This is a genomic window from Micromonospora sp. L31 (genome assembly GCF_052068075.1).
Classification (GTDB): domain Bacteria; phylum Actinomycetota; class Actinomycetes; order Mycobacteriales; family Micromonosporaceae; genus Micromonospora; species Micromonospora purpureochromogenes.
The window spans coordinates 242,044-254,781 of sequence record NZ_JBQHDC010000004.1 but is presented as its reverse complement, the minus strand read 5'-3'; the positions used below and the strand labels follow the sequence as shown (position 1 = coordinate 254,781).

The window sequence follows — 12,738 nt, the reverse complement described above, 5'->3', positions numbered from 1 at the left end:
GGAATCGCCCGAACAGGCGCTGGTGTCGAGGGGACGTGTCGGTCAGCCGGCAGACGCCGGCTGGTCGGCAGGGACAGTGCCGTCGAAGGAACCTCGTGGCGCCAACCGCCGGCTGCCGCCGTGCCCGCGGGCCAGCGGGAAGCGAGTGACGACCGGAGGTACCGTCGCCGTGGCGCGGGCCGAGGCGATGTCGAGATCGGGCTGCGCTGGCACGCCGGTCACCCCGAGGATGTTGCGCACGAAGGGTGGGGCCGCACGGAGGGTCAACCGCCCACCGGCCGAGGTGACCAGCTCGCGCACCTGCCGCAGGGCATCGATTCCCGGCGTACCGAGGTAGGTCACCGTCGACAGGTCGAGCGCGATCGGGGGCAGCGGAGGACGGCAGAGGAACTCCACCAGCTCCACGAGCAGGTGCGCGTTGCTCATGTCGATCTCGCCACCGGCGGTGATCACCTTGGTGGCGCCGTCGCAGCTCAGCGACAACGACATGATGGGTTGACGTGTTCCTGGTCGCCCTTCGGCGCAGGATGGGGCAGGCCCTCGTTCTTCGGGAGAGTCCGGATCTGTTGACATGGCGCCTCCGCCCTTCACCGGGGATCACCCGCTGCCCACAGGACGGTGCGGCAGCGGCGGTTCAGGGCGCATTTCTTGACCCGGAGTTGTCCCTACCCCCGGAAGCCCGTCGTACACCCGTCCGTCGCCGCCGGCGGCGCGCGCCGAAGAACGCGAGGTCGGCAGCCGGGTTTCCCGGGATGGGCTTCGGGTAGTCGCCGGCTCCGGTACCGCCGGCCGATCGCCGAGCGGCAGACGACGGTGGCAGGAGTGTTGTCGTGTTGCGTGCACGTCGAGCGATCGGGCACCGGTGAGATGTGCGGGATCAGCGGTGAGGCGAGGTTCGACGGCACGACCCCCGACGCCGGCGCGGTGACCCGGATGGCCGAGGCGATGCGCTCCCGGGGCCCCGACGGCGAAGGGTTGTGGAGCGACGGCTGGGTCACCCTGGGACACCGCCGGCTGACCGTCATCGACCTGTCCGAGGCGGGCGGCCAGCCCATGGTGCGCGAGGACCTGGGGCTGGGGCTCGTCTTCAACGGATGCGTCTACAACTACCACCAGCTGCGCGACGAGCTGCGGGAGGCCGGGCACACCTTCCACTCCACCAGCGACACCGAGGTCATCCTCGTGGCGTACGCGCAGTGGGGTGAGCATTTCGTCGACCACCTGGTCGGCATGTTCGCCGTGGTGCTCGTGGAGCGGCCGCGGCGCCGGCTGGTGCTGGCCCGGGACCGGCTGGGGATCAAGCCGCTCTACCTGGCGGAGTCGCCGGGGCGGCTGCGGTTCGCCTCCACCCTGCCGGCCCTGCTGGCTGCCGGGGACGTGGACACCGGCATCGACCCGGTGGCGCTGCACCACTACCTCTCCTGGCATTCGATCGTGCCGGCGCCCCGGACCATCCTGCGCGGGGTGCGCAAGCTCCCCCCGGCCACGGTGCGGGTGGTGGAGTCCGACGGAAGCAGCCGCGAGCGCGTCTACTGGCAGCCCGACTACCAACGGGACCCGGCACACGCCGGCATGGACACGCGGGACTGGCAGGCCGCGACCGGCGACGCGCTGCGCACGGCCGTGCGGCGGCGGCTGGTGGCGGACGTACCGGTCGGGGTGCTGCTCTCCGGCGGCCTGGACTCCAGCATGATCGTGGCGTTGCTCGCCGAGGCCGGGCAGCACCACCTCCAGACGTTCAGCATCGGCTTCGACAGCCGCGGCGGCGAGGTGGGCGACGAGTTCCACTACTCCGACCTGGTCGCCGCCACCTTCGGCACCGACCACCAACGCATCCAACTCGGCAACGACGACCTGGTGCCGGCGGTCCGCCGGACGATCGAGGCGATGACCGAGCCGATGGGCAGCCACGACGTGGTCGCCTTCCACCTGCTCTCCGAGCAGGTGGCCCGCCAGGTCAAGGTGGCCCAGTCGGGTCAGGGCGCCGACGAGGTCTTCGCCGGCTACGCCTACCACCAGCCCCTCACGCAGGTACCCCGCGACGGCGCCGCCGAGGCGTTCGCCGCCGCGTTCTTCGACCGTGACCACGCGGAACTGGACCGGGTGGTCGACCCGGCGTACGCGTGCGACCACGACGCCAGCCGCGAACTGCTGGACGCGCACCTGGCCGCGCCCGGCGCGGACACCGCACTGGACGCGGTGCTGCGCCTGGACACCCACCTGATGCTGCCGGACGACCCGGTGAAGCGGGTGGACAGCATGAGCATGGCGTGGGGGCTGGAGGTGCGCACGCCGTTCCTGGACCAGGACCTCGTCGCCCTCGCCGCAGCCTGCCCGCCGGAGCACAAGGTGGCACAGGGCGGCAAGGGGTTGCTCAAGGAGGTGGCCCGGGAGGTGCTGCCGGCCGAGGTGATCGACCGGCCCAAGGGCTACTTCCCGGTGCCCGCCCTGCGTAACGTCGACGGGCCGGTGCGGCACCTCGTCGAGGAGGCCCTGACCGCGCCGGCCGCCCGGGAGCGCGGCCTGTTCCGGCCCGGGTACGTCGCCGACCTGCTCGCCGATTCGGCCCAGGCGCAGGCCGCAGCCGGCAGCAACAAGCTCTGGCAGCTCGGCCTGCTGGAACTCTGGCTCCAAGCCCACGACATCCACTGACTCCCGGCGCGCTCGCTCGTCCGGCTCGGTCGACCGGGCCGCGGGTTCAGTGGGCGGTGGTCTGGGCGGTCAGGTGTTCCAGAACGGCCTGGACGTCGCCGTCGGTGCGGGCCATGATTCGCCGCTGTCGGGTCGCGCCGGTGCCGTCCCGGCGTATCCGGTCGAGCTGGCGCAGCACCAGATCGAGATCGCCGTGCCGGGTCAACGCGGACGCGACGGTGACGAGGAGTTCGTCGATCAGGTCCCAGGCGGGACGGGCGCCGCCGCCCCGCAGGTCGATGAGGTCACCGTCGACCCCGTTGTGGGCGGCCCGCCAGTGGGCGGCGGCGACCAGGCAGTCCCGGACCGGAGTGGCGCGGACCCCGGCGCGGACGTCGTCGGCCATGGTGGCGACCAGCGCCCTGACCAGCGCGGCGACCAGCACCGTGTCGTCAACGGTGGGGCAGACATCGCCGACCCGGACCTCCACGGTCGGGTACGCCGCGGACGGGCGGGCGTACCAGTAGACCATCGCCGCGTCGAGCATGATCCCTGCGGCGATCAACTCCTGCACGGTGGCGTCGTAGTCGGCGACCGACTCGAAGTGCGGGGTGGGTCCGATGCTCGGCCAGCGTTCCAGCTGCATGGACCGCCAACTGGCGTGCCCGGTGTCCCTTCCGTCGTGCAGGGGGGAGTTGGCGGTGAGCGCCTGCACCACCGGCAGCCACAGGCGCAGGTGGTTGCACACCTGCACGGCCAGCTCCCGGTCCGGCACACCGACGTGGATGTGGCAGCCGCAGACCGCGGGGTCGTGGGCCACCGGACCGAACCGGCGGGACATGGCGTGGTAGCGCTGCTCGTCCGGCACCGTACGGTGGGCTTCGCACACCGGGGTGGCCCCTACCGCGACGAGGCGCGCCCCGGCCGCCTCCGCCGCCCGCGCGGCGGCATCGCGCAGCGCGACCAGGTGTTCGCGCAGCTCTGTCAGGTCGGTGCAGGCGGGGGTGACCATCTCCACCATGCTGTGCCGGAACTCCTGCCGGCTCTGCTCCCGAGCGGTCCCCGACAGCGTGTGCAGCACCCGGTCGGCGACGGGCAGGCTCTCCCCGGTTGCCGGGTCCAGGAGCAGGAACTCCTCCTCCACTCCCAGGGTGAGAGTGGTGGGAGTGGCTGCCGCGGGGGCGGCGACTCGGTGCGGCTTCATGGTCACGTCCGATCGTAGTCGCGCGACGACCTCGGTGTTGCCGATCGTCAAGCGCCTGCCGTCGCAGTGGTGGTTCTCCCCGGCACGGGAGAGATAGGCCACCAACAGGGTGCCGCCGGGGGAGAGGGGCCGGCTGGCGGCGGGGTCGCCTGGTTTTCGCCACTGCGCCACCGCCACCTCAGTCGCGGCACTGACAGAACCACCCAGGCGGGGCTGGGCCGGCCGGTCGGCCCAGTCCCGAGTTTCGTAGCTAATCTTCTTGACTGCTCATTCATATGTAGCTAAGTTTCAGCCACCCGGACTGAGAGGTCGTCGTCTATGAAGACCCGATCCGTCACCGCGACCGTCCTGATGGCCACCCTGGTGACCACCCTCGCGCCGCTCCCCGTCCACGCCTCGGCCGAGCCCCCGCTCCCGCCCACCGCCGAGCAGGGCTGGGTCACCTCGACGCTGCGGCACATGAGCCTGGAGCAGAAGGTCGGGCAGCTCTTCTCCACCTACGTGTACGGCAGTGACGCCACCGAGCCCACGGCCGCCGACCGCGCCGCGAACCGCGCCGCGTTCGGCGTCGAGACTCCGGCCGAGGTCATCGACCGGTTCCACCTCGGCGGCGTCTGCTACTTCTCCTGGTCCCACAACCTGGACAGTCCACGTCAGATCGCCGGCCTCTCCAACGGGCTCCAGCGGGCCGCCCTCGGCGACGGCAGCAAGGGGCGCGTCCCCCTGCTCATCTCCACCGACCAGGAGCAGGGCACGGTGCTGCGGATGCCCGCTCCCGCCGCGCAGTTCCCCGGCGCGATGGCGCTGGGCGCCGGGCGCTCACCGCAGGACGCGCGCACGTCGGCGGACATCACCGGGCGTGAGCTGCGCGCGGTGGGCATCCACCAGCCGTACGCGCCGATCGCCGACGTCAACGTCAACCCGGGCAACCCGGTCATCGGGGTACGGTCGTTCGGCGCCGACCCCACTTTGGTGGCCGAGCTGACCGCCGCGCAGGTCGCCGGGTTCCAGGACGGCGCCGGCGTGACCGCGGTGGCCAAGCACTTCCCCGGCCACGGCGACACGGCCACCGACAGCCACACCGGCCTGCCGGTGATCAACCACAGCCGGGCGGAGTGGGACCGGATCGACGCGCCGCCGTTCCGGCGGGCGATCAGTGCGGGCGTCGAATCGATCATGACCGCGCACATCGTGGTGCCCGCGCTCGACCCGTCCGGCGACCCGGCGACGTTGTCGCCGACGATCCTCACCGGCGTGCTGCGCGGTGAACTCGGCTTCCGGGGAGTCATCGTCACGGACGCGCTGAACATGGCCGGCGTGCGGCAGAAGTACGGCGACGAGCGGGTGCCCGTACTGGCGATCAAGGCCGGCGCCGACCAGTTGCTGATGCCGCCGAACCTCGCGCTGGCCCGGGACGCGGTGCTGCGGGCCGTGACCACGGGCGAGCTGACCGAGCGGCGGATCGACGAGTCGGTGCGGCGCATCCTCGGCATGAAGTACCGGCAGGGGCTGGCCCGGTCGCCGCTGGTCGACGTCGAGCAGGCGGTACGGACGGTCGGGGCGCCCGGGCACCTCGCCGCCGTCACCCAGGTCACCGACCCGACGCTCACCGCGGTGCGCAACGACGCCGGGCTGCTGCCGCTGGCCGGCACCGGCCGGTCGGTGCTGGTCACCGGCTGGAACAGCGCAGCCTTCGCTCCGGTCGCGACGGTCGCCGACGGGTTCACCGCCCGCGGCGCCCGGGCCACCGCCCGGCCGGCCACGCTGCCGTCCGACGCGGTGATCGCCGCGACCGCCACCCAGGCGGCCGAGCACGACCTCACCGTCGTGCTGGTCAACAAGGCGTGGGACACCACCATCACCGATCCGCGGGCCACCCAGCAGCGCCTCGTCGCGGCGTTGCTCGCCACCGGCAAACCCGTGGTGGTGGTGGCGGTGCGGGACCCCTACGACATCGCCCACCTGCCGGACGTGACCACCTATCTGGCGACCTACTCGTACACCCGGGCGGCGATGGACGCACTCGTCCGCGCGCTGCACGGCGAGCTGTCCCCCCGGGGGCGGCTGCCCGTCACGATCCCCACGGCCGAGGGTGCGGGCACCGTGCTCTACCCCTACGGCCACGGCCTGACCTGGTAGGAGGCAACCCATGCAGCGTAGGAATTTCCTCGCCGGCGCGGTCGGCGCGGGAGCGCTCGGCACCGGCGCCGGGGCGCTCGGCGTCGGCGCGGCCCTGACGCCCGCGGCGGGCAGCCCCGGTGTCCGGCGGGTCCGCACCGGTCTGGACCAACTGGTGGCCTCCGACTTCGCCGTGCTCGCCGGCCAGCGGGTCGGCGTCGTCTCGAACCCGACCGGCGTCGACGGGGCCTACCGCCACCTCGTCGACCTGATGCACGGCTCGGGCCAGGTCCGGCTGACCGCGGCGTTCGGCCCCGAGCACGGCTTCCGTGGCTCGGCCCAGGCCGGAGGCAGCGAGGGCACCGGCGTCGACGCGCGCACCGGCATCCCCGTCTACGACGCGTACGGCGCCTCGCTGGCCCGGTGGGAGAGCATGTTCACCGAGGCGGGCGTGGACACGGTCGTCTTCGACATCCAGGACGTCGGCGTCCGCTTCTACACCTACATCTGGACCATGTACACCTCGATGGTCGCCGCGGCCCGGGTCGGCAAACGCTACGTCGTGCTGGACCGTCCGAACCCGATCGGCGGGCGGGCCTACGGGCCGATGATGACCGCGCCGTACACCTCCGGGGTCGGCCTCAAGGAGATCGTCCAGCAGCACGGAATGACCGTCGGGGAACTGGCCCGGTTCTTCAACGGCACGTTCCTGCCCGTCGAAGCCGGACGACCGGTGGACCTGCACGTGGTGCGGTGCGAGCACTGGAAGCGGGACCGCCTCGCCGCCGACACCGACGTGCCCTGGGTGATGCCCAGTCCGAACATGCCCACCCCGGACACCGCGCTGGTCTACCCGGGTACCGGCCTCTTCGAGGGCGTCGCGTCGATCACCGAAGGCCGCGGCACCTGCCGTCCGTTCGAACTGATCGGCGGGCTGGCGACCGACTTCGACCACCACTGGAGTGATCGCCTCAACGCCCGGGACCTGCCCGGAGTCGAGTTCCGCGAGGCGTACTTCGCACCGACCTCGGCCGGGCAGAAGCCGGCGCTGTTGAACAAGCTCTGCGCCGGCGTCGAGGTCAAGGTCGTCGACCGGGCGGTGTACGACCCGATCCGTACCGCGGTGGCGATGCTGGTGGAGGCGCACAAGTACCCCGCGTTCGCCTGGCGGCGTGACTCCTGGGACGCCGTTCGCCCGTACTGGATCGACAAGCTCACCGGGTCGCCCCGGCTGCGTACCCAGATCGACGCCGGGGCCGACGTGGACGACGTCGTCGGCGCCTGGGCCGACGAACTGGCCGCGTTCGACCGCCAGCGCCAGCCCTACCTGCTCTACTGAGGAGTGTGGCCATGACCACGTCGTCCCGCCCGCTGCACCGCCCGCCCGCGCTCCGCCGGCTCGCGCTCGGCCTGGCCGTGGCCATCCTCGGTACGACCGCGCCGGCCACCGGGGCGGCCGGCGCGCCGCTGCGCGACGAGGCCGGGCCGCCGGCCGTCACCCCCGCCGACATCCACTTCCGGCAGGACACGCTGCGGCCCGGCAGCGCCCGCGAGGTCGGTCTGCTCCCCGCGCCCGTGGACCGCCTCCCCGCCGACCTGGCGGCCTATCTCCAGCCGACGCCGGACCACCCCGGATATCCGGCGTACGCGGGCGCGGTGGTCCTGGCGGCCAAGGACGGCGTGGTCGTGCAGCACGCCGCCGTGGGCACCGCGGTGCGGTACGCCGCCGTCGGGCCGCCGCCCGGGTTGGTCGGGGTGGAGCTTCCCGCCGACCAGCAGATCCCGATGCGGCCCGACACCGTCTTCGACCTGGCCTCGGTGTCGAAGCTGTTCACCACGATCGTCACCATGCAGCAGGTCGAGCGGGGGCGGGTGGACCTGGACGTCCCGGTCGCCCGCTATGTCCCGGAGTTCGCGGCCGGCGGCAAGGAGGCGGTCACGGTACGGATGCTGCTGACCCACACCTCGGGTCTGCCCGCCTTCACGCCACTGTGGAGCAGGTACCCGACGCCGGCCGAGCGGTTCGCCGCCGCGCTGGCCACGCCGCTCGCGGCCGGGGCGACGCCCGGCACCCGCTACGTCTACTCGGATCTCGGCCTGATCGCGCTGGGCGTGCTGGTGGAACGGGTCACCGGGCGGCCGTTGGCCGACCTGGTCCGCGACGGTGTCACCGCGCCACTGGGCATGACCGACACCGGCTACAACCCGGGGCCGGAGCTGCGGTCGCGGATCGCCGCCACCGAGTACCAGCCGTACGCCGGGCGCGGCATGGTCTGGGGTGAGGTGCACGACGAGAACGCCTGGTCGCTCGGGGGCGTGGCCGGGCACGCCGGGGTCTTCTCCACCGCGGCCGACCTGTCGCTCCTCTGCCAGTCACTGCTCAACGGGGGCGAGTACCGCGGGCGACGGATCCTCCGGGCGGACACGGTGCGCGCGATGCTGGTCAACTACAACGCGCCGCTGGAGGCGGCCTACCCGGAGAGCGATCGCGGGCTCGGCTTCGAGCTCAACAAGCACTGGTACATGATGGGGCTCTCCTCCCCGGTGGCGTTCGGGCACACCGGCTTCACCGGCACGTCGCTCGTCATCGACCCGCTCTCCCACTCCTTCCTCATCCTGCTGAGCAACCGGGTGCACCCCGACCGCGGCTGGGGCAGCAACAACGTCGCCCGGCGCGCGGTCGCCCGCGACCTCGCCGAGGCGATGCCGGTGCGGCCCCGGTCGCGGGAGGCCTGGCGGGCCGACCCGCGCGACCTCGCGACGGTCACCCTCACCGCCCCGCTGCGCCGGGCCGCGCACGGCGGCGCCGCGAGCTTCCTGCTCTGGTACGACACCGAGCCCCGCTACGACAGCATGCGGTTCGAGGTCTCCACCGACGGGGGCCGGACGTGGGCTCCGGCGCGGATGCTGCTGCGGCACGGGGACCGGCGCTGGACCAGCGACGGCACGGTCACCGGGTACGGCGGCCGGGTCTGGTGGCAGGCCTCGGTGGCGCTGCCCGACCAGGCGACCCACCTGCGCTGGAGCAGCAGCACCGACGGCTCCGGCCAGGGTCGTGGGGTGTACGTCGACCGGGTCGTCGCGGGGGACCGGGACGGGGTGCTCTTCGACGGCGAGGGCGTCGACGCCGCCCTCGCCGTCGCCGACGGGTGGTCACCCGCCCGCACCTGACCGGAACAACACGGCGTCGACAGGCGGGCGTGCTCAGCGCAGCCGGCGGATGTCGCCGTACGCCCGGTAGAACCCGCCTCGGCCGGACTCGCGGACCTCGGTCACCAGGTAGCGGGCGCCCGGCTCGCGGATGCCCTTGGGGAACTGCACCGACCAGTCACGCCGGTAGCCGTCGGAAACCACCTGGACCCGCAGCCGCCCCCGATCGTCCAGGCACTGCACGACGACGCCCGCGCCGGCGTCGCTGGTCACCTCGACCACCGTCGGCTCCACGGTCCGCGGTGCCTGGCGGGGCGCCTTGACGTCCAGCACCTGCGGCACGTCGCCGACCTGGGCCGCCCGGATCGCCGGCTCGCTGGCGTCGATGCAGGCCAGATGGCCGCCGGTGGTGACGACATAGAGCCGATCGTCGTGGTACTGCATGGAGTACGCCGAGCCGCAGCCCGTGCCGAGCTTCCACAGTCGGGTGCCCGCCGCGTCGAAGCAGTAGATCGAGGACTGGCTGTCGCCGGCGAAGACGTACCGGCCGCCCTGCGCGGTCGCGCAGGAGAAGACCGGGGCGTCGCACCGGTAGCGGCGTTCGACCCGACCGTCCTTGGCCAGCCGCACCACCTCGCGGGTGCTCGTCCCGGCGAACACGCTGCCGCGCTCCTGCCACCCGAAGAGCACCGAGCCGGTGCTGGTGTGCCAGAGCTCGCGGCCGGTACGCCAGTCGTAGCCGGTCACCCCCTGGGAATGGCCGTGGTAGAGCGCGTCGGTGTCGCAGCGCACCATCCAGGCGGAGCGGCCCCGCCCGGGCCGGCGCCAGAGGAACTCGTCCTCGTGGTCGATTGCGGCGATCCCGCCGTCGGCGTCCGAGACGCCCAGGACGCCGTCGTGGATGTCCAGCCAGTAGATGTCGATCTCCGGGGCGATCGCGTACGCCACCCGGGGCACCTTGCCGGAGAGGTCGTAGACGTTGCCGTCGTCGCAGCCGGCGTAGATCCAGGCGTCGTCGGCGACGATGCACTTCACCCCGTCGGGGAGGCGGACCTGGCTGCGCACCTGGGCGTCGTGGCCGAGGGTGGTGATCACCCCGTGCTCGTTGCCCACCATGCAGTGCTGCCCGTCGACGAAGATGCCGAAGGCGGGGGCACCGGAGTCGTAGCGCCACAGCACCGGGGCGGTGCGGGCGGTGGAGCGGGTGCTGACGATCTGCCGTCGGGAGACGCTGCGCTTCTTTCTGACGCCGGGGACCGCCGGGGCGTACCCCTTGCGGACCTTCTCCCCGATCTTCTTCGCCGCGGCCGCCCGGGCCCGCGCGTTGTCCGGATAGGCGCTCGCCTTGACCTGCCCCTGGTCGCCGATCCGGCCGTAGCGCACGGTCAGCGTGGCGTCCTCGACGACGACCTCGTAGAACTTGTGCGCACCGTCCACTTCGGACAGTTCGAGGTAGGTCGTCTCCTGCGACATGAGGGCCTCCGAGGGGTCAGCGACCGGCCCGACGTGGCCGGCGCGGCGACAGTGACCACACGCTAACCGCCGCCCCCGACAAGATCGTCGGGGTTGACGAGCCGCTGGCGGTGGCCCGTCAACCCCGACCCGTGCCCACCAACGCCCGGGTGCCTACCGCCCCGGTGTACGACTAGCGCGAGGTTCCGCGAAGCATCTCGACGACGAAGCGGTGGTCGTCCAGTTGCGGAAGTCCGGAGACGCCGAACCAGCCGACCACGCCGGTGCCGCGCACGCGCAGTGGCACCGCGCCCCCGGCGGCCGCGTACTTAGCGGCCGGCAGTCCGAATCTCTCCGCCAGGGTCACCTGCTTGTCCTGGCACAGCCGTGCCATGTACAGCGACGAGTGCTCGAACCGCATCACCACTCGTCCCTTGCGGCGCAGCCACCCGTCGTTGTCCAGCGTCGAACCGGGCAAGCCGCAGTGGAACAACTGGCGCCCGGTCCGCCACACACCCACCGAGATCGGCAGCTGCCGCTCCCTCGCGGCGGCGACCGCCCGCATCCCCAACTCGTACGCGTCCGACTCCGACAGAGCCGGCAGCTCCAACTCGCCCTCCTCGCGCAGCAGCTCCTCCAGCGTCGGCCACGCGTCATGGTCAAGTGGCATACGTACCTCTTCTTGGTCGAGTGGCGGACTGCGCCGGGTTCGGTGTCCGTGCCTGTTGATTGTCGCAAACCGGATGGGTGCCTCCTCCGCGATGGGCGAGACGCCGGCAACGTGCGCACATGATCAATGTCGGTGCTGCGGCGTAACCTCGGCCCGGTGAGGATCCGACCGGGAGGGACCCCGATGGCTGACGCCGATGATGTCCGCCGGATAGCCCTGGCGCTGCCGCACGTGGTGGAGGTCGACAGCGAGGGCTTCGACTTCCGGGTCGCCGACAAGGGATTCGTCTGGTCCTATCCCGAGCGCAGGCCGGGGAAGCCACGGGTGATCCGGACCGACGTCGCGGTGCTGTTCGTCGGCGACGAGGCCGAGAAGCAGGCTCTCCTTCTCGGCGAGCCCGACCTCTTCTTCACCACACCCGGCTACGAGGGGTGGCCGCTGGTGATGCTGCGTCTGGCAGAGGTCGATGTCGAGCGCCTACGGGAGCTGGTGACCGATGCGTGGCGGATGCGGGCCCCGGACGCGCTCGTCAGCGACCGTTGACGGCCGCCTGACCGGCGCGGTGCCGCGTCCACCGTGCTCGCCGGGGCGGGGCGACGCGGGCGGGTGTCCAGCGCGGCGCGATGGCGGCCCAGGCGGGGCGTCGGTCGTCAATCGTGAGGGTGGCCAACAGCCCTGGGTGGTCGGTAGCCCCGCGCATGCCTATCGACCTGCTGCAACAGATCGTGACGTCGGTTGTCGCCATGATCTGTTGCACCGCGCCGTCATCGATCCGCAGGTAGCCCGGCGGCACGCAGGACCGCACGTCGGGGGAGCCGCCGTGCCGGAGGTTGAGGTCGCCGCTCAGCACGGTGGGCGCGTATCCGGTGCTCCTGCGGATCATCGGTACGACCGTGTCGAGCAGGTGGGCGCACTGGGCGAGCGCGACGGTGGCACTGGTCGCCGCCAGGTGTGTGGTGCAGGCGTGCAGCACGCCGGCGACGTGGACGCAGAGCCAGGCTCGTTCCTCGGGGTCCGTGACATCCTGCGTCGGGTGGATCCCGCTGTGCACCGTGTGCCCTGAGTACGGCGCGGCAAGGTGGGTCAGCAGCCCGACGCCGTACGGCTGCCCGTTGCGGCACTCGGTGACGGCGCCGGTAGGGCGGTCACCGGCAGCCTTGAAGGCGGAGACGACTGTGCCGCCGCGGTGGACGGCCGCGAACGCGTCCTCCAGCGCGGCCACGTCGTCCTGACAGATCTCGTTGAGGGTGACCAGGTCGGGCAGCTCGGCGCCGATCACCTCCGCGGCCTCGGTCACCGATCGGCCCGTGTAGCAGCCGGCCCGGCCGCTGTTGCAGAGGTTCAGCTGGAGCACCCGCAGGGCGGTGGATCCGGTGGCGCCGGCCACCGACGATCCAGCCGGCAACCCGGCCGCGGCGATCAGGCACACCACGACCAGGGCCGGGCGGAGAGTTCGGTACGAACGATGAGCCCCGCACCGGCGAAGGAGTTCGACCAGGGCCCGATCGCGCAG

10 protein-coding genes are annotated in these 12,738 nt (G+C 72.3%); 5 read left to right on the top strand and 5 right to left on the bottom strand.

Translation table 11 applies throughout. From position 1 onward, the window contains the following. Window positions 1–42: 42 nt before the first annotated feature. Window positions 43–489, bottom strand: coding sequence for an STAS domain-containing protein (locus ACTMS9_RS13930; RefSeq protein ID WP_441146368.1), 447 nt, complete (start codon window positions 487–489; stop codon window positions 43–45). Between the two features lie 378 nt (window positions 490–867). Here ACTMS9_RS13930 and ACTMS9_RS13925 point away from each other — a divergent pair, with 378 nt between their 5' ends. Beyond that, a complete protein-coding gene (locus ACTMS9_RS13925) occupies window positions 868–2,652 on the top strand; it encodes an N-acetylglutaminylglutamine amidotransferase (RefSeq protein WP_441146811.1) in 1,785 nt (594 codons plus the stop codon). Between the two features lie 46 nt (window positions 2,653–2,698). Here ACTMS9_RS13925 and ACTMS9_RS13920 read toward each other — a convergent pair whose 3' ends face one another. Continuing rightward, window positions 2,699–3,835 carry a carboxylate-amine ligase gene (locus tag ACTMS9_RS13920; RefSeq protein WP_441165114.1) on the bottom strand — a complete coding sequence of 379 codons (1,137 nt, stop codon included), beginning with the start codon at window positions 3,833–3,835 and terminating at the stop codon, window positions 2,699–2,701. Between the two features lie 318 nt (window positions 3,836–4,153). Between ACTMS9_RS13920 and ACTMS9_RS13915 the strand changes: the two genes are divergently transcribed. The 3 genes from ACTMS9_RS13915 to ACTMS9_RS13905 are packed head-to-tail and all read left to right on the top strand — an operon-like array spanning window position 4,154 to window position 9,124. Beyond that, window positions 4,154–5,974, top strand: a complete 1,821-nt coding sequence (locus ACTMS9_RS13915) for a glycoside hydrolase family 3 protein (protein ID WP_441165113.1) — start codon at window positions 4,154–4,156, stop codon at window positions 5,972–5,974. 10 nt (window positions 5,975–5,984) lie between these two features. Beyond that, the gene (locus tag ACTMS9_RS13910) at window positions 5,985–7,292 is read left to right on the top strand and encodes an exo-beta-N-acetylmuramidase NamZ family protein (RefSeq protein WP_441146364.1); all 1,308 of its coding nucleotides are present in this window, start codon (window positions 5,985–5,987) and stop codon (window positions 7,290–7,292) included. Window positions 7,293–7,303: 11 nt separating this feature from the next. Further along, window positions 7,304–9,124, top strand: coding sequence for a serine hydrolase (locus ACTMS9_RS13905; protein ID WP_441165112.1), 1,821 nt, complete (start codon window positions 7,304–7,306; stop codon window positions 9,122–9,124). 33 nt (window positions 9,125–9,157) lie between these two features. Here the strand turns inward: ACTMS9_RS13905 and ACTMS9_RS13900 are convergent, their stop codons facing one another. Together ACTMS9_RS13900 and ACTMS9_RS13895 are read right to left on the bottom strand one after the other, a co-directional pair. Beyond that, window positions 9,158–10,576: a WGR domain-containing protein gene (locus tag ACTMS9_RS13900; protein ID WP_154936282.1), complete on the bottom strand. Its 1,419-nt coding sequence runs from the start codon at window positions 10,574–10,576 to the stop codon at window positions 9,158–9,160. A 172-nt stretch (window positions 10,577–10,748) separates the two neighbouring features. Continuing rightward, entirely contained in the window at window positions 10,749–11,225 is a 477-nt protein-coding gene (locus ACTMS9_RS13895; protein WP_441146358.1) for a heme-degrading domain-containing protein, read from the bottom strand. A 183-nt stretch (window positions 11,226–11,408) separates the two neighbouring features. Between ACTMS9_RS13895 and ACTMS9_RS13890 the strand changes: the two genes are divergently transcribed. After that, window positions 11,409–11,768, top strand: a complete 360-nt coding sequence (locus ACTMS9_RS13890) for an MmcQ/YjbR family DNA-binding protein (RefSeq protein ID WP_441146356.1) — start codon at window positions 11,409–11,411, stop codon at window positions 11,766–11,768. Here the strand turns inward: ACTMS9_RS13890 and ACTMS9_RS13885 are convergent. Next, window positions 11,755–12,612, bottom strand: coding sequence for an endonuclease/exonuclease/phosphatase family protein (locus tag ACTMS9_RS13885; protein WP_441165111.1), 858 nt, complete (start codon window positions 12,610–12,612; stop codon window positions 11,755–11,757). The two genes, ACTMS9_RS13890 and ACTMS9_RS13885, sit on opposite strands and share 14 nt — an antisense overlap. Window positions 12,613–12,738 lie beyond the last annotated feature (126 nt).

What these genes read in the sequence shown, in the direction of transcription:
- ACTMS9_RS13895 (WP_441146358.1), bottom strand. Translation starts at nt 11,225, where the DNA reads ATGCCACTTGACCATGACGCGTGGCCGACGCTGGAGGAGCTGCTGCGC.
- ACTMS9_RS13920 (WP_441165114.1), bottom strand. Translation starts at nt 3,835, where the DNA reads ATGAAGCCGCACCGAGTCGCCGCCCCCGCGGCAGCCACTCCCACCACT.
- ACTMS9_RS13905 (WP_441165112.1), top strand. Translation starts at nt 7,304, where the DNA reads ATGACCACGTCGTCCCGCCCGCTGCACCGCCCGCCCGCGCTCCGCCGG.
- ACTMS9_RS13915 (WP_441165113.1), top strand. Translation starts at nt 4,154, where the DNA reads ATGAAGACCCGATCCGTCACCGCGACCGTCCTGATGGCCACCCTGGTG.
- ACTMS9_RS13930 (WP_441146368.1), bottom strand. Translation starts at nt 489, where the DNA reads ATGTCGTTGTCGCTGAGCTGCGACGGCGCCACCAAGGTGATCACCGCC.
- ACTMS9_RS13925 (WP_441146811.1), top strand. Translation starts at nt 868, where the DNA reads ATGTGCGGGATCAGCGGTGAGGCGAGGTTCGACGGCACGACCCCCGAC.
- ACTMS9_RS13910 (WP_441146364.1), top strand. Translation starts at nt 5,985, where the DNA reads ATGCAGCGTAGGAATTTCCTCGCCGGCGCGGTCGGCGCGGGAGCGCTC.
- ACTMS9_RS13890 (WP_441146356.1), top strand. Translation starts at nt 11,409, where the DNA reads ATGGCTGACGCCGATGATGTCCGCCGGATAGCCCTGGCGCTGCCGCAC.
- ACTMS9_RS13900 (WP_154936282.1), bottom strand. Translation starts at nt 10,576, where the DNA reads ATGTCGCAGGAGACGACCTACCTCGAACTGTCCGAAGTGGACGGTGCG.